Source organism: endosymbiont of Galathealinum brachiosum (assembly GCA_003349885.1).
Taxonomy (GTDB): Bacteria; Pseudomonadota; Gammaproteobacteria; order SZUA-229; family SZUA-229; genus SZUA-229.
The window spans coordinates 277,624-300,824 of sequence record QFXC01000008.1 but is presented as its reverse complement, the minus strand read 5'-3'; the positions used below and the strand labels follow the sequence as shown (position 1 = coordinate 300,824).

Genomic DNA, 23,201 nt, shown 5'->3' with positions numbered 1-23,201 from the left:
CTTGATATGAAATCATGCAAGGGCAATCTGAACAACTACTAGAAATGAAGATAAACCGTAATTTACATATAGGATCTAAAATGTTTAATGTCAAAACCTACAATGCAATCTCCCCCCTTGGTTTGGATAAACTAACAGCTGAAGGATATCAGGTGGGTGAAGAAGTAAATGAACCCGATGCAATCATGTTGCGTTCATTTAAAATGCATGATGTTCCTGTTGCGAGTTCAGTTAAGGCAATTGGTCGTGCTGGTGCTGGTGTAAATAATATTCCTGTTGATGCGATGTCTGAGCGCGGTGTTGTAGTTTTTAATGCACCCGGAGCAAATGCAAATGCAGTAAAAGAATTAGTTATTGCGGGTATGTTAATGGCTTGTCGTAACCTGATTCCGGCCTGGAGTTACACAACTGAGCTGAGTGGTTCAGATGAAGACGTTACAAAAGCGGTAGAAGCAGGGAAGAAAAAATTTGCAGGTTTTGAGCTTCCAGGAAAAACTTTAGGCGTTATTGGGCTGGGTGCAATTGGTGCACAGGTTGCAAATGCGGCTGATTCATTAGGTATGAATGTAATTGGGTTTGACCCCGGCATTACAGTTCAGTCAGCCTGGCAGTTATCGTCCAATGTTAAACAGATGGATAGTGCAGATGAATTATTTCGTGAAGCTGACTTTGTAAGTTTTCATGTGCCACTAATTGATGCAACTCGTAATCTCCTAAATACGGAAAGCCTGGCTACAATGAAAGATGGTTCTGTAATACTTAACTTTGCTCGAGAAGGTATTGTTGATGATAGCGCAGTACTAGCAGCTATTAAGGCTGGAAAAATACATGCTTATGTAAATGATTTTCCTTCTAACGAAGTTAAAGGTCATGAAGGTGTATTTACTTTACCGCATTTAGGTGCATCAACAGGTGAAGCAGAAGATAACTGCGCTGTAATGATTGCAGATCAGTTAAAAGATTTTTTAAATAACGGTAATATTAAAAATTCCGTAAATTTCCCAAATATTAAACTGGGAAGACAGGGTGAAAACAGGCTTGCAATATCTAATTCTAATAGCCCTGATATGTTAGGTAAGATTTCACACCAATTAGGTGAATCTGGTGTGAATATATTACACATGGCAAATGAGTCACGTAATGAACTTGCGTACACATTGATTGATGTAGAGAGTAAACCGGATGACACAACTATCGATAAGATCGCAGCTATTGATGGTGTTTTGTCTGTTAGATTGATTTAAAATATTTGTAATAGAGACCAGAGATCATGGAGGATAGCCTCTGTAGATTCTGAGCCTCTGTCACATTAACTGGCATACCGAATGAATGAACAAGAAAAATTATCAGGCATAAGAGATAGAATCGATGCGATTGATAAGCAAATACAAACGTTAATTAATCAGCGGGCAGAATGTGCTCAGGAAGTTGCTGAAATAAAAATTAATGCCGGTGAAACGGAGCATTTTTATCGCCCTGAGCGTGAAGCACAGGTGCTGACAGAAATTAAAAAACGAAATAAAGGACCATTGGGCTCTAATGCAATGGCGCATTTATTTCGTGAAATCATGTCATCTTGTCTTGCATTAGAGAAGCCTATTAAAGTTGCCTTTCTGGGACCAGCGGGTACTTATAATCATGCGGCATCCAGCAAGCATTTTGGTGCATCAATAGATCAATATCCAGTTGATAATATCGAAGAGATTTTTCGTGCTGTAGAAACAGGCGAGTCGCATTTTGGTGTTGCTCCAATCGAAAATTCTACAGAAGGTGTAATTGCGCATACGCTGGATTTGCTGATCAATTCTTCATTAAAAATATGTGGAGAGGTTGATTTACGTATACAGCATAATTTAATTAGTACAGAAGTCGATATAAATAATATTACCAAAGTATATTCTCATCAGCAGTCACTTGCTCAATGCAGGCGTTGGCTGGATGCAAATTTACCTAATGCAGAACATTATGCTGTTCGTAGTAATGCTGAAGCAGTGCGTATTGCGAAGAATGAAAAAGGCGCAGCAGCCATAGCGGGTGTTATGGCATCTGAGTTATATGAAGTTCCCATTTTATGTACAGAAATTGAAGATGAACCTAATAATACAACGCGCTTTATTGTTGTTGGTAAGAACGAGGTTCCATCCAGTGGTAATGATAGAACATCATTGTTAGTCACTACTAATAATAAAGCAGGTGCATTACATCACCTGTTAAAGCCTCTTGCAAATAGAGGTATTGGTATGAGTAAAATTGAATCTCGTCCTTCTCGTCAGGGTGTATGGGAATATGTTTTCTTTATTGATATAGAAGGTCATAAGGATGATGAGCCATTAGCTGAAGCGTTATCTGAGATTGAGCATGAATCAGCGATGGTTCGTATTTTAGGCTCATACCCTAAAGCGGTTTTAAAGTAGTCGATACATTTTTACTATCAACGAATTCATTACGAATTTTTTTCGTTATGATTTATCAAAGTTACAGTTAGATTAAACCTGAATTTATGAACAATTTTTTAAAAAATGCAGTGCCCGGTGTACAACAGATAAGCCCGTATGAGCCAGGCAAGCCCGTTGAAGAGCTAGAGCGTGAGCTTGGTATTACCAATGCAATTAAACTTGCGTCTAATGAAAATCCACTAGGCCCCAGTGTTAAAGCTGTAGAAGCTGCACGGGCCGTAATAGGCGACGTAAACTATTATCCGGATGGTGCTGGTCATAAGTTAAGTGTTGCACTTGCTGATAAACACGGTGTTGATAGAGCATGTATAACGTTAGGTAATGGTTCTAATGATATTCTTGAATTAATTGGCCGTGCATTCCTGGCGCCCTGTAACTCAGCTGTTTACTCAGAGTATTCATTTGCCGTCTATCCTCTAGTAGTGCAGGCTGTTGGTGCTGAAGCGCGTGTTGCAAAAGCTTTCCCTTCTGATCACGATGTTATGCCTTATGGTCATGATTTAAACGCTATATATGACTCAATTACTAATACAACTCGAGTAGTTTTTTTAGCCAATCCGAATAATCCAACTGGCACCTGGTTTGAATTAGAAGAACTTGATTTGTTTTTATCAAAAGTTGATGAAGATGTTTTAATTGTTCTGGATGAGGCTTATTTTGAATATATGCCAGATCACTTAAAACCAGATACGAATGTATTATTAAATCAGTATAAAAACTTAATCATTACCCGTACATTTTCTAAAATCTATGGGTTAGCCGGTTTGCGTATTGGTTATTCTATATCTCATCCTGATGTGGCAGATATATTAAACAGGGTTCGTCAGCCATTTAATACGAATATGCCTGCACAGGCAGCTGCATTAGCGGCTATTGAAGATCAAAATCATGTTGAAAATAGTGCCTCATTAAATATGCTGGGTTTAAAGCAATATAATGCAGCATTTAAAAGTATGGGTCTAAAGTATATCCCCAGTATTGCTAATTTTATTGCTGTGAATGTTAATAAAGATGCCATGCCAGTTTACGATGCTTTATTAAGAGAAGGGGTTATTGTACGTCCTGTTGCCAGTTATAAAATGCCACGTTTTTTAAGAATTACTGTTGGTAACCAGCAACAGAATGATCGTGTGTTAACCGCGTTAAAAAAAGTTTTGTAGGAGTTCACGTATATGATTAATCATCTATGTGTAATAGGTGTTGGTTTAATCGGTGGTTCATTAGCACTTGCCCTTAAAAAGTCTGGCTATGTTAAGCAGGTTACCGGTATGGGGCGTAGTCTTGAAAATTTGCAAAAAGCAGAAGAACTGGGTGTTATTGATCAGTACGAAACGGATTATGCGAAAGCCATATCGCAGGCTGATATGGTTTTTGTTGCGGTACCAATTGGTGCTATGCCAGCTGTTTTTAAAAAAATTGAACCCCATTTGCGAAAACACACAATCGTTACTGATGGCGGTAGTGCAAAACATACGATTATCGATGCTGCATCTGAAGAATTAGGGGTAAAGGTAAATCAGTTTATTCCAGGGCATCCTATTGCAGGCACTGAAAAATCTGGAGCCGAAGCGGCGTTTGATTCATTATATTCTGATCGTAGAGTAATATTGACTCCACTTGAAGAAAATTCATTAGAAGATGTTAAAAAAGTTCGAAAAATGTGGGAAAAAGCAGGAGCTGAAGTTGATGAGATGGGAGCACGCCATCACGATCTGGTTCTTGCTGGTACAAGCCATCTTCCCCATGTGCTTGCATTTGCATTAGTTGATTGCCTGAATAATGTAGATGATGTGGATGAAATTTTTAAATATGCTGCAGGTGGATTTCGCGACTTTACGCGTATAGCATCAAGTGATCCGGTTATGTGGCGAGATATCTGTGTCAACAATTCAGAAGCTATTCTGGCTATGATGCAAAATTATCAGCAGGATATTGATAATCTTAAAAAAGCAATTCAAAATTCTGATTCAGATGAGTTATTAAAGATATTTAGTAATGCTAAAAAAGCACGAGATACCTTTTGTATGTAAGCTTCGTGCTTTTTTAATTTATTTAATATGCTTTATTTAAGTTTTGAAGCCCAGATAGCAATTTTATGTTTCATAGATTTAATAGATATCTGATCTTCAGGTATTGGTTGTATTACCTTGTCATGTACCAGTAGTCGATAAATATATTCGGTTTTTTCATTAGCTGAATCAGTGGGCTCAAATTCTACAACACCTCTGGCCTCACCGTATTTGACACCTTCAATAATGGCTTTTTTTAAAAGTTCTTTTTCATTTTTTAATTTTTTCATTTGTGCCTCTGTATAAAAAATAATAGATTTTTATTTATCCTGAGCATTCCAGCCCTGTTTTATTGCTATATCTAATAATAGTTCAGCTGAAATTCCTTCTTTAGGTGTGATATCTGATACTTTAACAGTAAAAATATTATCAATATTATCCCAGACAACACGTTCAATTTTCCCGGAAAACCAGTCGCCTTCACCAATTTCTTGCCCGATAACAGGAGTGAAAGGCAAGCTTATCTGCTTTTCAAGGGTTCTATATAGTCTTTTTGTATCTGAATCTTTCCAGAGATATTTAATAAAAGTACATGAATACATGCCTATTCCTTTGCTAGAGAGTATTGCATATGAAGTATGTTTTATAATTGTACAGTAAGGCTATTCTTTTTAACAATGTATTCATTCTCAGAAAAGTTCCCTGATTTTCGATCTTGTAACACAAATGTAATAAAGCACTCATAAGTCTGTAATAAGTCTTCCTTAATATCTTAACAATAAATTCACACGAAATTATTTGTTAACTTTAGGAAATAGATCTATGAAATCTTTTACGAAAAAAACTGCAACACTTGCTATTATAACGGCTATTTCAATGCCAGGTATAGCTTCAGCTGAAGCTCAATTGTTTGGTAAAGCACATTTGTCATTCGGTACAGTATCTGAAGATGATGGTGTTACTGAAACTTCATCTACAGCTGTATCGAGTCACGCATCAAGAGTTGGTGTTAAAGGTTCTGTTGATACAGACTCTGATACTTCAGTTATCTATCGCTTTGTATGGCAAATAGATATGACTGATGATGCGAAATCATCAGCTGACCATATTAAATCTCGTGAACAGTATGTAGGACTTAAAGGTGATTGGGGTCAGATTCGTTTAGGTCGTGATGATTCACCATATAAGAAAGCGGGTAAGAAAAATGTTGAGCATTTAAGTGATACATATGCTGATTACAATAATATTATTGATAAAGGTCAGGATACTCGTAATGATAATTCTTTAGGTTATCTGGTAAAGGTTGGTCCTGGTAAATTAGGCTTACAATACGCTGCAGGTGATGATGATCCAGCTGCAGAAAATGCAGGTCAGTCTTATAACTTTGCATATGATATGAAAATGGGTGCAATTGGTTTTGCAGTTGCATATCAGACTATTGAAAAATCACCTACTAATGACGAGACGGGTACTAAACTGGTTATAGGATATAAGTTAGGTAATACTAAATTAGGTCTTATCGGTGAAACTGTTGAAGACGATAGTGCATTAGATGATACAAATATGCTGTTTAGTATTAAGCATAATATCGACAAGAAAAATGCGATTAAATTTGTATATGGCACAAAAGATCAGGGTAACACCGATGATGCAACGATGACTGCTTTAGCATACGATCATAAAATGGGTAAGAAAGTATCTGTTTATGCACTATGGACTGATGGTGCTGATGGTGGTCTGAATGATGCTACTAAACTTGCTGGTGATGGTTCTGCTATAGCGTTAGGTGTAATTGCGAAGTTCTAATCTAACCTACACCTGTTAGTCGCTTCTGTTTTGAAGCGACTAATCTGGAATAACTATAAAAATAGACTCCTGCAGAAATGGTCATCTGCCTTTACGTTTTGTATATTTACAAAACGTTTTTTAGTTTTGGAAACTTATAATTATGAATTTGTTTTCTTTTTAATTATATAAGCAATGCCAGCAATTACAGTGAGCATAATTATATGTTCGATATGAAACAGGTTGTGTATCGATTCATCTGTCTGATGACCTGAATGTGCAAATGTTACATTAGAAATTAATGGTAATGCCAGCATAAGTATATATTTCATCATTTTACCTTTACGTTTATCAGTTCGTTTCCGTCAGGATCAGTTAAGTGCACTGCGCATGCCAGACAGGGGTCAAAGCTGTGAATTGTGCGTAGTATTTCAACGGGTTGTTTAGGGTCGTGTAGTGTATGATTATCTGCGAGTGCAGCTTCATATGCGCCAGGTTGTCCTTCAGCATCACGCGGTCCTGCATTCCAGGTGCTGGGTACAACAGCCTGATAATTCTTTATAATTTCGTCTTCTATTACAATCCAGTGAGCTAAACCACCACGAGGTGCTTCCATAAAACCAACACCCTGAGCCTGTTTTGGCCATGTTGAAGGTTCCCATAATTTTTCATTAAAGGTTTTAGTTTCACCAGCTTTAATATTAATAATTAAATCATCAAACCATCCCTGCATAGCATCCGCAAAGATCTGTGTTTCTAATGTCCGTGCTGCTGTACGCCCTAGTGTAGAAAATAAAGCTTCTACCGGGACATCCAGCTTATTTAATGTCATATTTACAAGTTCTTTCGTTTGATCATGACCGGTTGCATATAACATTAATACACGAGCTAATGGTCCAACTTCCATTGCATTGCCTTTCCAGCGAGGAGACTTTAACCAGGAGTAAGACTGTTCAACATCCAGATGTTTATACGGAGGTGTAGGGCCAGTATAATTCAGGTTCGTTTCACCGTCGTAAGGATGAAGCCCTGCATCTTTTCCATTTTCATAGTCATACCATGAATGTGATACGTATTCTTTTATTTCATCGGCTGCATTCATATCAACATCATGAATAGTGCTTAGATCTCTATTTAGTATTGCACCGGGTGGAATCATGAAACCGGATACATCATTCATACCATTAGAGGGGAAGTCGCCATAGGTTAAAAAGTTTCCAAGACCTTCTCCACGACTACCCCAGTCTTTATAATAACTGGCAATTGCCAGGGTATCGGGCACATAAACCTGCTCAACAAAACTTCTCATCTGGTTAATAATGTCCTGTACCTGAGATAGCTTTTTCATATTTAGTGCAGAATCTGAATTTAAATCAATGGGGCAGGGAACACCACCGACAACGAAATTAGGGTGTGGGCTTTTGCCACCAAAAATTGTATGTAATCTTGCGACATCCCGTTGCCATGAAAGTGCTTCAAGATAATGTGATACAGCCATCAGGTTGGCTTCAGGTGGTAACTTATAGGCAGGATGTCCCCAGTATGCTTTAGCAAAAATACCAAGTTGACCAGCTTCTACAAAACCTTTGAGTTTTTTCTGCATATCAGAAAAATAACCCGGAGATGATTTTGGATAACTACTCAATGATTGTGCCAGTTCTGAAGTTGCTTTAGGGTCTGCACTTAATGCTGAAACCACATCAACCCAGTCAAGTGCATGCAAATGGTAAAAATGCATAACATGGTCATGAATGTACTGAGCTCCACTCATTAAGTTACGGATTAGATCTGCATTTTTAGGTACTGTGTAATTAAGTGCATTTTCTACTGAACGTATTGATGCCAGACCGTGTACCAATGTACACACACCGCATATACGTTGAGCAAAAGCCCAGGCATCTCGTGGGTCACGACCTTTAAGTATGTTTTCAATTCCCCGTACCATTGTGCCTGATGAATAAGCGCTATCAATTTTATTGCCATCCATTTGTACTTCAATACGAAGGTGGCCTTCAATGCGGGTAATTGGATCTACTACAATGCGCTCACTCATTATTTTTCCTTAACTATTATGTTGATCGTCTAGATGTTCTGCTAATGTTTCAGTCAGACTCATTAAAGGAATATCCATATTGTATTCTTCAAGGCCATCTTCAAGGTTGATGCGACAGTTTGAACAGGCGCTGATAATTGCATCAGGTTTTACTTTATCCAGCTGATCTTTCTTACGTTTAAAAACTTTTAACCGAATATCATCTGCTCTTTCATTTGCACTTACACCACCACCTGCACCGCAACACCAGTTCATTTTTCCTGCATCAGGCATTTCTACAAAATTTTCTGCAAATAAATTTATTAGATTTCGAGGCTGCTTAATTACACCACCGCGACGCGATATCTGGCAGGGATCGTGGTAAGTTAATTTCTGCGTTTCTTTACCTGTTATTTTTAAGCGACCACTAATACGTAATTCGTCCAGGACTTCAAGAATATGTCGCACCTTAAAATTAAATGCTTTGCCAATAAGGTTTGGGCCATCCCATCGAATTGCCATGTAAGCGTGCCCACATTCGGGGCTTATGACAGTTTTAACTTTTAATTTTTCAGCGGCATCAACTATGCGTTGAACCAGTTCCGCTGCTATATCAGATACACCGATTTGTATTCCACTATTGGTTGCTTCATAACATTCTGTTGATATGGTCCAGCTAACACTGGCTTTATTAAATATTTTAGCAATGGCTTCAATAAATTCTGGAAAATTTATAATCTCCATTGATGAAAGCAATAACATGTAATCTGCACCAACAGTATCCAGAGGGATTTTTAATCCTGTGTCTTTTTCAATGTGACTTATCTGTGCAAGCAGGGCCTGTAGTTTTAATCCCATTGGTCCACCTGTTTCAACAGAACGTTTAGTTGCGCCAATTAATCCTTCCGGTGCATGTCCTGCTGCAGCAAGGCCCTCTCTGGTTTTACGAATCATTAAAGCAATATCATTACCTACAGGGCAGACCATTGAGCAGCGTCCACACAATGTACAACTGTCGTAAACCAGTTTTTCCCAGTCTTTTAATAATTTATCATCAACGGTTTTGGTTAGACCAAATATTTTCCCAATACGTCCCATCAAAGTGAATTCGGATTTCCAGATACGACGTAGTGGCTCGGTTTTATGAATAGGTGCTCTGGTCGGGCATCCTGTTTCCGTATAAAAAAGACAGGCATCTGCGCACATACCGCAGTGTACACAACTACTAAAAAATGCTGCTACAGTTGAGTCGACTTCTTTTTTTAAAGCATTAATACCTTTTTCAAGTGTGGCACTCATGATTCAACTCCTCTGAATCCGGATATTGCTCCGTTGTACCATCGAGCAAGAAACAGTGTAAAAGCGTGCATTAGTTTTGTGAATGGGAATACAATCAGAAGTAATTCAACACTGAGTATATGTAAGGCAATTAAAAATGGTGCCGTAGTTCCAATTCGATGGAAAGCAATGTATCCCGTTATTAACGGTAAAATTGTAACTATCCAGACTAATATATCTTCTGCATTAGTAAGATACTTTAAAACACAGTTACGATAACGATGAAGTAGTATTGCAGCCAGTGATATAATTGTCACAACAGTAATTGCATCAATAACAGGTGTGGGTAGAGACGGCCAGCTTAACCCCGTTACATCTTTAAACACAAGAATGTGTGGTGCGAAAAAAAAGATACACATGAAAAGGCCAATATGAAAAACATAACCTGACACAATAGTAAAAGTGGAGCGTTGAAATGTGCTTTTATCTGGTATGCTTCTAGACACAATGGTGTGTAAACCACTGCGCATTTCGGAGCCTTTAGCTTCGGCCAGATTGGGTTTACGACCAAGCATCATAATTTCTATAATACGAATAATAACGCCAGCAACAAATATAATAATGGCTATCTGGAAGCCTGTTCCACGAACCCAGTTTAAAAATTCTATTTCGGTCATTTATTCCATCCTGATATTAACAAAATAAAAAGCTATATTATTAATTTACCGCTTAAACTATTTTTCCAGATCATTAATGGTTGTTTCACTATGTGATGCATCCGTTATATTTTTTTTATTCCGATTCATCGTACCTATCGCAACACCAACTGCGAGTGCACCTGTAGCTGTGTATATTGCTGTTTTAGATATGTTTTCAGTTGGCATAGATAAAGCTTTATAAAATCCACCGCCATCCCAGAAATCAGGTTCAGAGCACCCCAGGCAGGGGTGACCTGCTTCAATGGGAAAGCTGGTGCCATCATTCCATTTAGTTGTAGCACAGGCATTGTATGTAGTTGGTCCTTTGCAGCCAAGCTTGTATAAACACCATCCTTTCTTGGCACCTTCATCATCAAACGTTTCGGCAAATAGACCTTTATCGTAATAAGGTCGACGATAACAACGGTCATGAATGCTATTGCCATAAAATGCTTTAGGTCGAGCCAGATGATCCAGTTCTGGAATAGTGCCAAATGTTAGATAATGAGCTAGTACTCCAGTTATAACTACAGGAATAGGTGGGCAGCCAGGTACATTTATAATGGGTTTGTCTTTGATTATTTCACTTAAAGAAACAGCACCTGTCGGGTTAGGGCTTGCATGTGGTAAACCACCATAAGTAGCACAGGTGCCGACAGCAACGATTGCAGCTGCACCTTTTGCTGTTTCAATTAACATGTCGTAGTTACTAATACCCGCTATTGTAGAGTATCCGGGATTACCTAACGGAATGGATCCATCAACAATAAGTAAGTATTTTCCATAGTTTTCTTGCATAGCGGCTTCACGTGCAGCTTCTGCGGCTTCACCTGAAGCAGCTTGTAATGTGTGATGGTAATCCAGTGAAATACTATCAAAAATGAGGCTTTCTACCGTTGTGGTGTGAGCACGGGTAAGAGACTCTGTGCAGCCTGTGCACTCCTGAAATGATAACCAGATGACAGAAGGACGACGTGCTTTTTCTAATGCTTGTGCAATTTTAGGAATTAATGCGGGAGATATTGCCATCATTGATGCGGTTGCAGCACAGAATTTTAGAAAACTCCTGCGTGATATTCCCTGACTTCTTAAAACCTCACCGAGTGTTTTATCTTTACCATTTGAAAAGTCTGACATACTTATATCTCCACCGGTGATGGGTTTACAGGCTTGTTTTCATTTAGTGTTGCAGAAAGGTTATTGTATGCTTCCTGCATATCTTCTTTTTGTGAAGAGAGAATATCTGGTAATAAGGTGATCTCAATGAAACGACTGATTATGTCTTTATCCTGATTGTAATGGGTTATGATCCAGACACCAGAATATTGGCTTTCAATTATTTCACTAGAACCCAGAGCATGAAGTTGTGCTTCTATCTCACCGCGGCCTAAAATTTTAATAATTTTTTCTTCTTCGCCGGGAGCGAGAGGAATGCTTCGTAAATCTATAATAGCAGTTTGATTGTTCTTAATAAGATTGTGTAATGCGTGCTTCACTTCATGTAATAGAGGCATTACATTCCATGTTAGTTGATCTGCATTCTGTATATTAAAAACAGTCGCGTTAGAGGTTGAATTTGTCATTTATATCAGTGCCTAATTTATTGTTATTCAATACAACGGGCTTACAAGATACTTCTTTTTCTTATATTACTTAAGTTACTCTGTTATAAGAGATTGCGGTTGATTTATATTAATATTATTCCATAACGTTATGAGTTTAGCCGCCTCATTAACGGCATTTTCCAGGGCATGTTGAACGACATTTGTTGGTTGCATTCCCCAGCCTATTTTATCAGGTTGAATACCAATTAAAGCGCGTTTTTCTGGCAGGTTATCTGTAATACGAGCAATATCCATTAAATCGAGTAAACCAACTTCATGTGCGCTACGTTTTGCATTACCTAAAAAGTGATCCATATCCTGATTAATAAATGTTTTAACCGTACCAGCAGGGGACTTTAGTTCTGTAGAATCAAGCACAATAAGATTAGTGCAGTCTTCGATCCATACGGCCAGTGTAAAACTAAGTGTACCACCATCAAGAAAATTTAATTCAGGAATATTAGAATATCGTGATTGAAGAATATTAAGAGCATGAATACCCGCACCTTCATCTGAAAGTAGTGTATTACCAATTCCAAGTATTAACGTTTCATTTTGAATCATTTAAATTACCAGAATAATGTACACCATTTTTAACAGGTATCTTAGGTTACTTGTTGTTCTATATCAATTTGTTGGTCTATTATATATATGTTGCACATACTTGTAATCTAAGTATAGATTAATCATGTAATATAAAATTATAAATGACAATAGAGTCAATGATATGTGTCTTGGAATACCCATGAAAATAAAATCCATAGATGGCTTTACCGCCCGTTGTGAAGCGAAGGGGGTAGAGCGTGATGTGAGTTTATTTATGATGCAGGAAGATAAACTTGAAGTAGATGATTTTATAGTTGTTCACGTGGGTTATGCCATTCAGAAAATAACGGCTCAGGAAGCGCAAACCGCCTGGGAGTTATACGATCAAATGCTAGAAGACGAAGTTTAAAATGCATGAGCTCGCAATTTGTCAGTCTTTAATGGAGCAGGTTGAAAAAATAGCCCATGAAAATAATGCACAGAGCGTGTTTTCTATTACACTTGGCATGGGGCCATTATCTGGAGTTGAAGAACAATTGTTAAAAAATGCTTATCCTGTTGCCAGTGTAGGCAGCATTGCTGAAAATGCAGAGCTTATTATTAATTTATTACCACTTATTGTTAAATGTAATGCCTGTAATACTGAGTCTGAGGTATTAGCTAATAAACTGCTATGTAAACAATGTGGTGACTGGAAAACAACTGTTATCAGTGGTGATGAATTAATGCTTATGAGTGTTGAGTTAGATAGACACTCAGAACAAAAGAATAGAACAGTAAATTAATAAAGTTTATATTGATATTAAGTTATTATTTTAAATGATGAAGGAGATTTTATATGTGTGATAGCTGCGGATGTAATATAACTCACGGTAATAAGAATCTAATAAAACCAGGAGGTAAACTTCATAAAACACAGAATGGCAAAGAGGCAATAACAGTTTTACACAGTCTGTTACATGAAAATGATCACACAGCGCATCATAATCGTCAGCACTTTGATCAACACAATGTATTAGCCATCAATTTAATGTCATCTCCAGGCGCGGGTAAAACGGCTTTATTAGAAACCACAATAAAACAACTAAATAGTAATTTACGTATTGCTGTAATAGAAGGTGATCTGGAAACAGAAAACGATGCTGAACGCATTAGACAGCATGGTGTTAAAGCCATTCAAATTACTACAGGAAGTGCATGCCATCTTGATGCTCATATGATTCATCAGGCGTTACATAATCTAGATCTTTCTGAGTTTGATATTATTTTTATCGAAAATGTGGGTAATCTGGTTTGTCCTGCCAGTTTCGATCTGGGGCAACATAAAAATGTTACTTTGTTATCTGTTCCTGAGGGTGATGATAAACCAGCTAAATATCCTGTGATGTTCCGCACATCAGATCTGGTACTTATTAGTAAGGTCGATTTGTTGCCTGTGCTTGATGACTTCAAACCTGAAAATGCAAAACGTTATATGCATGATATTGCCAGTCAGGCACCTGTGCTTGAAATTTCATCTAAAGATGGAACAGGGATGACAGAGTGGTTTGACTGGATAGAAAAACAAATTGAAAATCGTCAATTGTATTTAAAAGAACACCCGTTGAGTACTCATCAACATGAACATAGTCATGTTAGTTTATAAGATGAATTTATAGTCGTCTATAAAATGGAAATAACAGCGAAACAATGGCTGGAAAAAATTCATAATTTACCCCATCAAGGGCGAGTTAAAATTATGAACGTTTGTGGTGGTCATGAGCGTTCAATTACAATGGCTGGTTTACGTCAGGCTTTGCCTGAATATATCGAGCTTGTTCCGGGGCCTGGCTGTCCAGTTTGCATCTGTCCGGAAGAAGATGTTTTTGAAGCTATTCAACTTGCACTACACGAAGATATTATTCTTGTTGCATTTGGAGATATGTTACGTGTACCGGTTAATGTAAAAAAAATACAGATCAGAACACTAGAGCAGGCAAAAGCGCAGGGCGCTGATATTCGCCCTATAGCATCACCTATTGAAGCTGTAATTATTGCTAAAGAAAATCCTCAGAAACCGGTTGTCTTTTTTGCAGCTGGTTTTGAAACAACGACAGCACCGGTAGCTGCAATGTTGGTGCAGGGTATACCTGATAATTTGTCTGTTTTATTATCGGGAAGATTAACCTGGCCTGCTGTATCTATGTTATTAGAATCAGGCGCTCCGGGTTTTGATGCGCTTATCGCTCCAGGACATGTTGCAACAATAATGGGTCCTGAAGAATGGGGTTTTGTTGTAGCTAAACATCATATTCCTGCTGCGGTTTCCGGTTTTGAACCGGTGAGCTTATTAGCGGCAATGTATTCAGTGTTGCGTCAGTTAAATGAAAAACGATATTTTCTTGATAACTGTTATTCAAGTCTTGTTAAACCAGGTGGTAATGCATCAGCTCAAAAACATTTAAATACAGCTTTGAGTATTTATGATGCAAACTGGCGTGGCGTAGGCGTAATTCCAGATTCTGGTTTTAAGTTAAATCTTCAATATGAAAAATATGATACAAGAAAACAGTTTCCTGACTATGCAGATGACGCTCGTAAAAGGGCAGGTAAAATGCCGGCTGGATGTGATTGTGCCCAGGTCGTTTTAGGAAAGATTTATCCCAGTGAATGTAAATTATTTGGTAAAACATGTTTGCCGAGGAGTCCAATTGGTCCTTGTATGGTTTCAGATGAGGGTGCATGTCGAATCTGGTGGTCAGGTGGTTTAAGGGATGTGAGTTAATGGCTTTTTCGACTATCCAGAAAGTTGAAAAGCAATCATTAATTAATAACTGTGCAAAAAGAATCATATTAAGCGGTAAGGTCCAGGGTGTCGGTTTCAGACCCTTTATATTTCAACATGCAACTAAATATCACTTAACCGGTTGGGTTCGTAATACATCTGGTCGTGTTGAAATTCTTGTGCAGGGAGAGTTAAAAAATATTCAATCTTTTGTCGATAATTTAATTAATGAATCTCCATTAATATCAAGCCCCTGTATAGAGGGAGTTGAAGTAATACCGCTATTTGATACTAGTGAATTCCTTATTTTAAATAGTTTAGCTGATAGTGATATTGATATTCACTTACCAGAAGATTTAAACACCTGTGTTAAATGCATTGATGAATTAAATGATCCAGATAATCGGCGTTATCATTATCCATTTATCAATTGTACGCAATGTGGCCCTCGTTATTCGATTATAAAATCACTTCCTTATGACCGAAATAAAACCAGCATGTCTGTGTTTGAATTTTGTCCAGAGTGTAAAAGAGAATATCTGGATGTTAAGAGTCGTCGTTTTCATGCGGAACCTGTCGCCTGTGAAAACTGTGGTCCAACACTTAAATATGTTAATAATGAAAGGATTGTAGAAGGTAATAATCGATCATTACAGGCCTGTATAACTGATTTGAAAAATGGAAAGATAGTTGCAATTAAGGGTATAGGTGGATACCACCTTGTTTGTGACGCTACGAATGATGCAGCTGTTTTAAAGTTACGTAAAACTAAACCAAGACTTGATAAACCACTAGCAATTATGCTAACTGACAATGATTTAAGTCAGTATGTTAATTTATCAATTGAAGAATTAAAGTTATTGAAATCATCTTCACGACCTATTGTGCTAATAAAAAAACGCATAAATAATTTATCTAAATACATTGCACCCGGGATTTCTAAAATAGGAGTGATGTTAGCTTATAGCCCATTACATCATTTAATTCTAAATGGTTTATCTTTACCGCTTGTTTTTACCTCAGCAAATATCAGCGGTGAACCCGTTTTAACTGATAACAAAGAAGTTGAACAAAGACTTCAGCATGTTGCAGATGCGTATCTTCATCATAATCGCGGTATTGTGCGGCCTGTTGATGATTCGGTTTATCAGCTAATACAGAATAAAGCACGCCCTGTTCGAATAGGGCGGGGAGTATCACCACTTGAAATTGATTTACCATTTGAGTTAGATAAACCTGTACTGGCGGTTGGTTGCCATATGAAAAATACAGTAACGCTAGGATGGAAGAACCGGTTAGTTATTTCTCCCCATATAGGAGAAATGGATAATCCTCGCAGTATTCAGACTTTTGAAAAATGTATTAATGATTTACAGTCTATTTATCAGGTAAAAGCTGAACATATTGTGTGTGATGCTCATACCGGGTATACATCAAGCCGCTGGGCGAAAAAACAGGTTCTGAGTTTGAGTTTGGTTTTTCATCATTATGCCCACGCATCTTCATGCTGGTATGATGCCTGTAAAGAAGTAGATGATTTAAAAACTATGCTGGTTTTTACATGGGATGGGGTTGGTTTAGGACCAGATGGCACATTGTGGGGGGGAGAAGCATTACTGGGGTGCCCCGGTAACTGGCAACGGGTTTCACATTTTAGAGAATTTAAACTGCCCGGTGGAGAACTTGCTTCTCGTCAACCCTGGCGTAGTGCTGCAGCATTATGCTGGGAAACAAATGAAGAGTTTAATTCGCCATTGACTGATGACCAGACATCTCTGGTGTTTAATTTCTGGCAACAGGGAAAAAACTCTCCATCAACAACATCTGTTGGTAGGCTTTTCGATGCTGCCGCTTCTCTAATCGGTATTTGTAATGAAGTGAGTTATGAGGGGCAGGGGCCTATGATGCTTGAATCACTAGTTACTGAATTTGAAAATCCTGTTGATATGGAAATAAAGAAAGTAAATGGAATGCATGTGGTTAACTGGAGTAATGTTGTTCCAATGTTAAAAGATACAACAAAAACAAAATCACAACGTGCAGCCTGTTTTCATAGCTCGATGGCAACTAGTTTATTGAATCAGGCCTTAAATATTAGAAAAGAATCGGGTGTGAATGTTATCGGTTTATCTGGTGGTGTATTTCAAAATGAAATTCTGATTAATCTTGTATATAAATTACTTATTGATAATAAGTTTCAGGTAATTCTTCCTCATAGCATACCGGTAAATGATGCTGGTATCAGTTGTGGTCAAATAATAGAATATGGCTTCAGGCATAATTAAATTATGAATAACGATGTAAAACTTGATACACATATTTCACTTGCCCATGGAAATGGCGGGCGTTTTATGCGTGAACTAATTGATGAAATATTTTCAAAATATTTAAGTAATGATGATCTTGATGTTCAAGCTGATGCAGCGTCATTAAAAATAGAAAAGACAGACATAATGTTTACTACGGATGGATTTACAGTGCAGCCGCTTGAGTTTCCTGGTGGAAATATAGGCTCTCTCGCTGTCCATGGTACAACGAATGATCTTGCAGTTAGTGGTGCAATTCCAAAATATCTAAGCCTAAATGCCTTTATAGAAGAAGGTATGGAAGTTAAACAGTTGGAACGTATTGTTAAAAGTCTTGCAAGATCAGCAAATGAAGTTGGTGTCAAAATTGTTGCCGGTGATACAAAAGTTTTACCAAGAGGTCAGGGAGGAGGGTTATACCTTGCAACAACAGGTATTGGTATACGTGATAATGATTTAAATCTGAGCCTTGCTAATATTAAAAATAAGGATGTAATGCTGCTGAGTGGTTCGGTTGGCGATCACGGTATTTCTGTCATGCTTGCCAGAGAACAGTTTGGTTTAAGTGGTAAGGTTGTTTCAGACTCTGCGAGTGTGCTTGCATATACTCAGGCGTTATCGGGCTTGGAAGGTGTACATTTTATGCGCGATCCAACTCGAGGCGGCCTTGCGACCGTTTGTCATGAAATTAGTCGATTTACTAAAATGGGTATCAGATTACAACAGGATAAAATTCCTGTTAAAGACCCAGTTCAATCTGTCTGTGAAATGCTCGGTTATGACCCTTTGTTTCTCGCTTGTGAAGGCAGGGTTGTCGCTGTAGTTAATGAGGTTTGTGCTGAAGAAGCTTTATCCAGATGGAAGGCTTTACCCGATGGTCAGGATGCAATTATTTTTGGCGAATTAGATGAGAATATTACAAGAGTAGTATTAATGACCGAGTTTGGTGGTGAACGTATACTGGAAGAACTTGAAGATGATCCTTTGCCTCGTATCTGTTAATTATTTTATTCCAAATGTTTTTTAAGATAATATTTTATACATTGGCATTGTTCTTTTGGTATTCATCATAGTATGTCAATAATGTTGGGATTTGAGAAAGAGTAGGGGCTCCATCCATTAACATTGCGAGAGGGACAATCTCAAAAATTTCTTCTATTGTGATACCTGAATCAAGAGCAGTGGTTAAGTGGAGATAAATTTGCCTTTCATGCTGCATTACAATTGCAACAGCCAATGCGACCATTTCGCGTAATTGTTGCCTTTCTTTAATTTTAGAATGGCTGTAATCTCGCCAGTTATATTCCCAGTTATCCCAGAGCACACTGTCTCCATGAGGAGATGCATTCATAAAAAGGATTATCTTTTTGACCTGGTTAAACTCAAAATCAGTCGCTTTTAAATTGTCAGCTTCTCTCTCGTGTATAGAAATGCACCGTTGACAGTTTTTATATAAAGCTAAACCATAAGTAATTAATTCTTTTTGTAAGCGGGATAACAGGCCTTTTTTAGTGCTAATCTGAGATAGTTCACCCATGATTTCCAGGTATTCCTGTAAACCATAATTGCTTGCTTTTCGCATAAACTGTGCAGACGTATCGGTCATTGAATCAAGATCCTGTAAATTACATATATGTATAATAATTTGATTTGCTATAAAACTAATAATTACAATACCAGATAAACTCAATATACCTGAACATGTTATTGTCGGGTAGTATTGAACATGATCTAAATCATCTCGGTTAATCATATTTTTTAAATAAAGACATCTATGATACTGGCTGTAAAGCCATTGCTACCGGGGATTTAGTAAAATGCAATAAAATTGTCACATCTTGTAACATTCCTGTAATAAGCAGCGAGTATCCTACCTGTCATGAAAGATCAAATGTTACAGCAAAAATACAACCAACGAGCTTTTAAAGACCGTATAACACGCTATGGCGTAGCCGTTGGTGGAATTAGTGTCATTATCGCAATTTTACTGATTTTCTTCTATCTATTGCAGGTAGTGATTCCGATGTTTGAATCAGCGGAGATGTCAGAGAGTCATTCATATAGTATTTCTGATGAATCTAAAATATTACATCTAGGACTCGAAGAGCAGGGCACCATGGGTGTCAGGTTTATGGATAACGGTGATGTTGTCTTTTTTAAGTCTGATACAGGTGAAACAATTAGAAAAGAAAATCTTAACCTGCCTGCAAAAATTACAAGCTTAGCGTTTAATATTGATCGAGTCATACTGGGTTTAGAAAATGGACATGTAAAAATTGTTCGTTATATTTTTGATTTAAGTTATCCGAATGATGTTCGTACACTAACACCAGCGCTTGAATTTCCTTTTGGTGATGATGTTATTTTGCTCGATGATTCAGAAAATCCATTAAATTCTATAGACTTTCAGATAAATGAAGAAGCTTTCGGCATTGTTGCTAAAACACAGGATAAAAGACTGGTTTATGCACGTTATATCCAGGAAGAGTCTTTTATTACTGAAGAAATTACAACTGAGCTTGAATCTAGATCTGAACAAACATTTGATACTGATATCCACGCAATTGTACTAACCCCTGCGTTAGATCATTTGTATGTTGCACTTGAGGGTGGAGTGCTTCGTGATTATTCACTAGATGAAGAAGGTTTTGATGGTAATCATAATGATTATAAAATTAAACATAGAATAACTCAGTTACAGTTACTGTTGGGCGGTAACTCATTATTAATTGGTCTTGATAATGGTGAGGTACAACAGTGGATGTCCGTACGTAATGAATACGGAAGGGTTCTAACGTTCATTCGTAACTTTCATGAAACCAGTCTGGCCATTTCTGAAATATCAATAGAGCAGCAGAGAAAAAGCTTTGCTGTTGCTGATGTTAAAGGTGCTATTACACTTTATTATTCAACATCACAACGTACTCTTGTTAGTTTAAATACAGCTAACCAGACAATTACAAATTTAGCCTGGTCTTCGAGAGCACAAAATTTACTTGCTGTTGATAATGAAGGTAAATTATATCTTTATGATGTTGATAACGAGTACCCGGAAGTATCATGGGATGTCTTATGGGGAAAAATCTGGTATGAAGGATATGATGAGTCAGATTATATCTGGCAGTCATCTGCTTCTACTAATGAGTTTGAGCCTAAATTCAGCTTGATGCCATTAACATTTGGTACCATCAAAGCTGCATTCTACGCTATGTTATTTGCTGTACCCATTGCTATTTTAGGCGCTATGTTTACTGCTCAGTTTATGGCGCCACGTATGCGTCAGGTTGTTAAACCTTCAATTGAAATAATGGAAGCCTTACCTACAGTTATTTTAGGTTTCCTCGCAGGTTTATGGTTGGCCCCTTATGTTGAAACACATCTAGCAGGTATTTTTACTCTACTTTTAATCTTACCTTTTGGTTTTATCTTAAGTGCATGGCTTTTCGGCTTTGTTTCAAATAAATCTATTTTTGATGGTTGGGAAGCGGCATTATTAATACCGGTTGTTCTGTTTATGATCTGGCTATCTATGAGCCTGAGTGGACCCGTTGAAAATGTTTTCTTTGATGGTGATATGCGTACCTATATGAGCGATGTATGGGGCTTTAATTATGACCAGAGAAATGCATTAGTTGTTGGACTGATTATGGGTTTTGCCATAATACCCACAATATTTTCAATTGCAGAAGACGCGATTTTTAGTGTGCCTCAACATTTGATTAGAGGTTCCCTGGCATTAGGTGCTAGTCGTTGGCAAACCATGACAAGTGTTGTAATGCCAGCAGCAAGTCCTGCAATATTTTCTGCTGTAATGATGGGGTTTGGTAGAGCAGTTGGTGAGACTATGATTGTACTTATGGCGACGGGTAATACTCCGCTAATGGATATGAGTATATTTCAGGGTATGCGTACACTGGCTGCAAATATTGCCGTCGAAGTGCCGGAAGCCGAAGTAGCAAGTACTCACTATCGAATATTATTCCTGGCAGCATTTATTTTATTTATGTTTACCTTTGTATTTAACACATTCGCAGAAATGATACGTCATCGTCTGCGCAAAAAGTATAGCGGACTATAATGAGAAATTGGTTTAAAAGCGGAACACCGTGGATCTGGTTAAACGCAGGTGCAATTTCTGTTGCACTTGTGGCCGTCTTTGGTTTGTTGTTCCTGATATTAGTACGTGGTATGAGTCATTTCTGGCCTGCTAATGTAGAAGCATTTTATTATCAGAATGCTAATAATTCGTTGACAGTTATTGCCGAGGTTATTGAGTCAGAAACAGTCCCTGCTGATACGGTACATGGAATTGATGTAAAAGAAGGTAATATCACCCGTTATCTGGTTAAAACAGGTAATCGTGATCTTCTGGGTAGTGACTTTAGATGGCTTTATGATATAGATCTTATAAAGCGAGAACAACCTGACCATATTATGGTTTTAGAACGAATTGAATGGGGTAATTTTTACGGTTATTTAAATTCAGTTTATGAGAACGGTGTAAAAGTATCTGATGAAAACAATATATGGTCAGAGTTTGAGCAAAGACTTGAACGTACCGTCACTATTCGAGAGCAGATATTAGATCTAGAGCAAGGTGAAATTGGTGCTATAAACTATCAACTCGAGCGTTTACGTCTTAAAGAGAAACGATTAATAATAGATAATGAATTAACAGAAGAGGCGTTAGAGAAGCTAACCAATAAACGTGATTCATTGAATTCAGAGTATGCTGCTTTATTAAAGCAGACGCAATCTCTGTATGCGGATATAAACAGAGATTCAATTAGTGCTACTGTAATGGATGGGAAAATAGTTAAAATCCCGTTAGAAAAAATTGTTAAAGCCTGGCAGCCAAATAGTTTTTCTACGTTAGAAAAGTTAGGGTTTTATGTCGGCTCTTTATGGAATTTTGTTTCTGAAGATCCCAGAGAGGCAAATACAGAAGGTGGTATCTTTCCGGCAATATTCGGTACAGTATTAATGGTTATCCTGATGGCTATACTGGTAACTCCATTTGGTGTAATTGCGGCTGTATATTTACGTGAATATGCCAGGCAGGGTGCACTTATTAGAGTTATAAGAATTGCTGTTAATAATCTTGCTGGTGTACCTTCTATTGTTTATGGTGTTTTTGGATTAGGTTTTTTTGTGTATTTTCTGGGTGGAAGTATAGATAGTCTGTTTTATCCTGAAGCTCAACCATCTCCTACTTTTGGTACCCCCGGTTTATTATGGTCATCTTTAACTTTGGCTCTATTAACGCTACCTGTTGTTATTGTTGCTACGGAAGAAGGCTTATCACGAATTCCTATAAGTTTACGTGAAGGAAGTCTTGGTCTTGGGGCGACTAAAGCAGAAACTTTATGGCGTGTTGTTTTGCCTATGGCCAGCCCGGCAATTATGACCGGATTAATTTTAGCAGTTGCACGAGCTGCTGGTGAGGTGGCTCCATTGATGTTGGTCGGTGTTGTTAAACTAGCGCCGAGTTTACCTCTTGATGGTAATTTTCCATTTTTACATCTTGATCGTAAGTTTATGCATTTAGGGTTTCATATTTATGATGTGGGTTTTCAAAGCCCAAATGTTGAAGCAGCGAGACCATTAGTTTATGCCACTTCATTTTTATTAGTAGTGGTTATTGTGGGTTTGAATTTAACCGCAATTAATTTAAGAAATAAATTGCGTGAAAAATATCGCGCTTTAGATAACTAGGATACCTT

At 37.7% G+C, this 23,201-nt stretch carries 22 protein-coding genes; 13 read left to right on the top strand and 9 right to left on the bottom strand.

Features of this window, described 5'->3' with window-relative positions:
- Nucleotides 1-80 precede the first annotated feature (80 nt).
- The 4 genes from DIZ80_07370 (at nt 81) to DIZ80_07355 (ending at nt 4,486) form a co-directional block, all read left to right on the top strand.
- Nucleotides 81-1,244, top strand: a complete 1,164-nt coding sequence (locus DIZ80_07370) for a 3-phosphoglycerate dehydrogenase (GenBank protein ID RDH83946.1) — start codon at nt 81-83, stop codon at nt 1,242-1,244.
- A 69-nt stretch (nt 1,245-1,313) separates the two neighbouring features.
- On the top strand, nt 1,314-2,414 hold the full coding sequence (locus DIZ80_07365; protein ID RDH83945.1) for a prephenate dehydratase: 1,101 nt from the start codon (nt 1,314-1,316) through the stop codon (nt 2,412-2,414).
- 86 nt (nt 2,415-2,500) lie between these two features.
- A complete protein-coding gene (locus tag DIZ80_07360) occupies nt 2,501-3,616 on the top strand; it encodes a histidinol-phosphate transaminase (GenBank protein RDH83944.1) in 1,116 nt (371 codons plus the stop codon).
- Nucleotides 3,617-3,628: 12 nt separating this feature from the next.
- Nucleotides 3,629-4,486, top strand: coding sequence for a prephenate dehydrogenase/arogenate dehydrogenase family protein (locus DIZ80_07355; protein ID RDH83943.1), 858 nt, complete (start codon nt 3,629-3,631; stop codon nt 4,484-4,486).
- Between the two features lie 32 nt (nt 4,487-4,518).
- On the opposite strand, the gene DIZ80_07350 is transcribed toward DIZ80_07355, so the two are convergent.
- Nucleotides 4,519-4,755: a DUF5062 domain-containing protein gene (locus DIZ80_07350; protein RDH83942.1), complete on the bottom strand. Its 237-nt coding sequence runs from the start codon at nt 4,753-4,755 to the stop codon at nt 4,519-4,521.
- A 30-nt stretch (nt 4,756-4,785) separates the two neighbouring features.
- Nucleotides 4,786-5,067: a hypothetical protein gene (locus DIZ80_07345; GenBank protein RDH83941.1), complete on the bottom strand. Its 282-nt coding sequence runs from the start codon at nt 5,065-5,067 to the stop codon at nt 4,786-4,788.
- A 220-nt stretch (nt 5,068-5,287) separates the two neighbouring features.
- Between DIZ80_07345 and DIZ80_07340 the strand changes: the two genes are divergently transcribed.
- Nucleotides 5,288-6,271, top strand: coding sequence for a hypothetical protein (locus DIZ80_07340; GenBank protein RDH83940.1), 984 nt, complete (start codon nt 5,288-5,290; stop codon nt 6,269-6,271).
- A 310-nt stretch (nt 6,272-6,581) separates the two neighbouring features.
- Here DIZ80_07340 and DIZ80_07335 read toward each other — a convergent pair whose 3' ends face one another.
- The 6 genes from DIZ80_07335 to DIZ80_07310 all read right to left on the bottom strand — a co-directional run bounded on the left by DIZ80_07335 (nt 6,582) and on the right by DIZ80_07310 (nt 12,426).
- Nucleotides 6,582-8,303 carry a hydrogenase 1 large subunit gene (locus DIZ80_07335; GenBank protein RDH83939.1) on the bottom strand — a complete coding sequence of 574 codons (1,722 nt, stop codon included), beginning with the start codon at nt 8,301-8,303 and terminating at the stop codon, nt 6,582-6,584.
- Between the two features lie 9 nt (nt 8,304-8,312).
- Complete coding sequence (locus DIZ80_07330) at nt 8,313-9,584, bottom strand: heterodisulfide reductase (protein ID RDH83938.1); 1,272 nt, start codon at nt 9,582-9,584, stop codon at nt 8,313-8,315.
- A complete protein-coding gene (locus DIZ80_07325; GenBank protein RDH83937.1) occupies nt 9,578-10,237 on the bottom strand; it encodes a hypothetical protein in 660 nt (219 codons plus the stop codon). The genes DIZ80_07330 and DIZ80_07325 overlap by 7 nt, the downstream gene beginning before the upstream one ends.
- A 57-nt stretch (nt 10,238-10,294) precedes the next feature.
- Nucleotides 10,295-11,395 (bottom strand): Ni/Fe hydrogenase, encoded by a 1,101-nt coding sequence (locus DIZ80_07320; protein RDH83936.1) that lies wholly within the window; start codon nt 11,393-11,395, stop codon nt 10,295-10,297.
- Between the two features lie 2 nt (nt 11,396-11,397).
- Nucleotides 11,398-11,841, bottom strand: coding sequence for a hypothetical protein (locus DIZ80_07315; protein RDH83935.1), 444 nt, complete (start codon nt 11,839-11,841; stop codon nt 11,398-11,400).
- A gap of 75 nt (nt 11,842-11,916) precedes the next feature.
- Nucleotides 11,917-12,426, bottom strand: a complete 510-nt coding sequence (locus tag DIZ80_07310) for a peptidase M52 (GenBank protein RDH83934.1) — start codon at nt 12,424-12,426, stop codon at nt 11,917-11,919.
- Nucleotides 12,427-12,589: 163 nt separating this feature from the next.
- On the opposite strand from DIZ80_07310, the gene DIZ80_07305 reads away from it, so the two are divergent.
- The 6 genes from DIZ80_07305 to hypE are packed head-to-tail and all read left to right on the top strand — an operon-like array spanning nt 12,590 to nt 18,480.
- Entirely contained in the window at nt 12,590-12,817 is a 228-nt protein-coding gene (locus tag DIZ80_07305; protein RDH83933.1) for a HypC/HybG/HupF family hydrogenase formation chaperone, read from the top strand.
- 1 nt (nt 12,818) lies between these two features.
- The gene (locus tag DIZ80_07300) at nt 12,819-13,193 is read left to right on the top strand and encodes a hydrogenase nickel incorporation protein HypA (protein RDH83932.1); all 375 of its coding nucleotides are present in this window, start codon (nt 12,819-12,821) and stop codon (nt 13,191-13,193) included.
- A 53-nt stretch (nt 13,194-13,246) separates the two neighbouring features.
- A complete protein-coding gene (gene hypB, locus DIZ80_07295) occupies nt 13,247-14,053 on the top strand; it encodes a hydrogenase accessory protein HypB (protein RDH83931.1) in 807 nt (268 codons plus the stop codon).
- A 24-nt stretch (nt 14,054-14,077) separates the two neighbouring features.
- Nucleotides 14,078-15,172: a hydrogenase formation protein HypD gene (locus DIZ80_07290; protein ID RDH83930.1), complete on the top strand. Its 1,095-nt coding sequence runs from the start codon at nt 14,078-14,080 to the stop codon at nt 15,170-15,172.
- On the top strand, nt 15,130-17,457 hold the full coding sequence (gene hypF, locus DIZ80_07285) for a carbamoyltransferase HypF (protein ID RDH83929.1): 2,328 nt from the start codon (nt 15,130-15,132) through the stop codon (nt 17,455-17,457). The genes DIZ80_07290 and hypF overlap by 43 nt, the downstream gene beginning before the upstream one ends.
- Before the next feature lie 3 nt (nt 17,458-17,460).
- A complete protein-coding gene (hypE, locus tag DIZ80_07280) occupies nt 17,461-18,480 on the top strand; it encodes a hydrogenase expression/formation protein HypE (GenBank protein ID RDH83928.1) in 1,020 nt (339 codons plus the stop codon).
- Between the two features lie 34 nt (nt 18,481-18,514).
- On the opposite strand, the gene DIZ80_07275 is transcribed toward hypE, so the two are convergent.
- Entirely contained in the window at nt 18,515-19,084 is a 570-nt protein-coding gene (locus DIZ80_07275; protein ID RDH84126.1) for an alkylhydroperoxidase, read from the bottom strand.
- 285 nt (nt 19,085-19,369) lie between these two features.
- Here DIZ80_07275 and DIZ80_07270 point away from each other — a divergent pair, with 285 nt between their 5' ends.
- Both DIZ80_07270 and pstA read left to right on the top strand, forming a co-directional pair.
- Nucleotides 19,370-21,556, top strand: coding sequence for a phosphate ABC transporter permease (locus DIZ80_07270; protein ID RDH84125.1), 2,187 nt, complete (start codon nt 19,370-19,372; stop codon nt 21,554-21,556).
- Nucleotides 21,556-23,193, top strand: a complete 1,638-nt coding sequence (gene pstA / locus DIZ80_07265) for a phosphate ABC transporter permease PtsA (protein ID RDH83927.1) — start codon at nt 21,556-21,558, stop codon at nt 23,191-23,193. Before DIZ80_07270 ends, pstA begins: the two co-directional genes overlap by 1 nt.
- Nucleotides 23,194-23,201: the final 8 nt, after the last annotated feature.

What these genes read in the sequence shown, in the direction of transcription:
- DIZ80_07305 (RDH83933.1), top strand. Translation starts at nt 12,590, where the DNA reads ATGTGTCTTGGAATACCCATGAAAATAAAATCCATAGATGGCTTTACC.
- pstA (RDH83927.1), top strand. Translation starts at nt 21,556, where the DNA reads ATGAGAAATTGGTTTAAAAGCGGAACACCGTGGATCTGGTTAAACGCA.
- hypE (RDH83928.1), top strand. Translation starts at nt 17,461, where the DNA reads ATGAATAACGATGTAAAACTTGATACACATATTTCACTTGCCCATGGA.
- DIZ80_07360 (RDH83944.1), top strand. Translation starts at nt 2,501, where the DNA reads ATGAACAATTTTTTAAAAAATGCAGTGCCCGGTGTACAACAGATAAGC.
- DIZ80_07315 (RDH83935.1), bottom strand. Translation starts at nt 11,841, where the DNA reads ATGACAAATTCAACCTCTAACGCGACTGTTTTTAATATACAGAATGCA.
- DIZ80_07275 (RDH84126.1), bottom strand. Translation starts at nt 19,084, where the DNA reads ATGACCGATACGTCTGCACAGTTTATGCGAAAAGCAAGCAATTATGGT.
- DIZ80_07345 (RDH83941.1), bottom strand. Translation starts at nt 5,067, where the DNA reads ATGTATTCATGTACTTTTATTAAATATCTCTGGAAAGATTCAGATACA.
- DIZ80_07355 (RDH83943.1), top strand. Translation starts at nt 3,629, where the DNA reads ATGATTAATCATCTATGTGTAATAGGTGTTGGTTTAATCGGTGGTTCA.
- DIZ80_07300 (RDH83932.1), top strand. Translation starts at nt 12,819, where the DNA reads ATGCATGAGCTCGCAATTTGTCAGTCTTTAATGGAGCAGGTTGAAAAA.
- DIZ80_07290 (RDH83930.1), top strand. Translation starts at nt 14,078, where the DNA reads ATGGAAATAACAGCGAAACAATGGCTGGAAAAAATTCATAATTTACCC.
- DIZ80_07270 (RDH84125.1), top strand. Translation starts at nt 19,370, where the DNA reads ATGTTACAGCAAAAATACAACCAACGAGCTTTTAAAGACCGTATAACA.
- DIZ80_07350 (RDH83942.1), bottom strand. Translation starts at nt 4,755, where the DNA reads ATGAAAAAATTAAAAAATGAAAAAGAACTTTTAAAAAAAGCCATTATT.
- DIZ80_07335 (RDH83939.1), bottom strand. Translation starts at nt 8,303, where the DNA reads ATGAGTGAGCGCATTGTAGTAGATCCAATTACCCGCATTGAAGGCCAC.
- DIZ80_07370 (RDH83946.1), top strand. Translation starts at nt 81, where the DNA reads ATGTTTAATGTCAAAACCTACAATGCAATCTCCCCCCTTGGTTTGGAT.
- hypF (RDH83929.1), top strand. Translation starts at nt 15,130, where the DNA reads ATGTCGAATCTGGTGGTCAGGTGGTTTAAGGGATGTGAGTTAATGGCT.
- DIZ80_07325 (RDH83937.1), bottom strand. Translation starts at nt 10,237, where the DNA reads ATGACCGAAATAGAATTTTTAAACTGGGTTCGTGGAACAGGCTTCCAG.
- DIZ80_07340 (RDH83940.1), top strand. Translation starts at nt 5,288, where the DNA reads ATGAAATCTTTTACGAAAAAAACTGCAACACTTGCTATTATAACGGCT.
- DIZ80_07320 (RDH83936.1), bottom strand. Translation starts at nt 11,395, where the DNA reads ATGTCAGACTTTTCAAATGGTAAAGATAAAACACTCGGTGAGGTTTTA.
- hypB (RDH83931.1), top strand. Translation starts at nt 13,247, where the DNA reads ATGTGTGATAGCTGCGGATGTAATATAACTCACGGTAATAAGAATCTA.
- DIZ80_07310 (RDH83934.1), bottom strand. Translation starts at nt 12,426, where the DNA reads ATGATTCAAAATGAAACGTTAATACTTGGAATTGGTAATACACTACTT.